The organism is Pseudomonas brassicacearum, from assembly GCF_003732265.1.
GTDB lineage: Bacteria > Pseudomonadota > Gammaproteobacteria > Pseudomonadales > Pseudomonadaceae > Aquipseudomonas > Aquipseudomonas brassicacearum_D.
On record NZ_MOBK01000376.1, the window covers coordinates 1 to 457 of the forward strand.

Sequence of the window (457 nt, forward strand, 5' to 3'; positions counted from 1 at the left end):
CGGCGTTCCTGTTTGCCGCGCTGCTGTGGCCTGCTCTGCCGGCCCGCGTGTTGCGCTTGCAAGAACGCGGCATGCCGCCGATTCCGGCGATGCAGGAGGGCGCCCACGAGCTGATCGCCGAACAGTGCCAGCGCATTGCGATTCCGAAACGCTTCACCATGCCGATCCGCGAGATCTGGGACATGCAGGAACGTCTGCCACGGCGCAGCGGCAAACGTGCCGACCTGTTGCTGGATAATCCGCGTTTCCGTGCCGGTTACGACTTCCTGTTGCTGCGTGAAAGCGCTGGCGAAGAGACCGATGGCCTCGGTGAATGGTGGACGGATTATCAGGACGCCAACGACAGTGAACGTCGCGACATGATCCGCGACCTCAGCGGCAAGGGTGATGACGCCAGCGGTGCTCCGCGCAAACGTCGCCGCAGCAGCGGCTCCAAGCGCAAACGCGCCAGCGCCCC

1 pseudogene is annotated in these 457 nt (G+C 64.8%); it reads left to right on the top strand.

Annotated features, from left to right (window positions below):
- Positions 1-457, top strand: a pseudogene (locus BK660_RS31795) (polynucleotide adenylyltransferase PcnB); the annotation flags it as partial.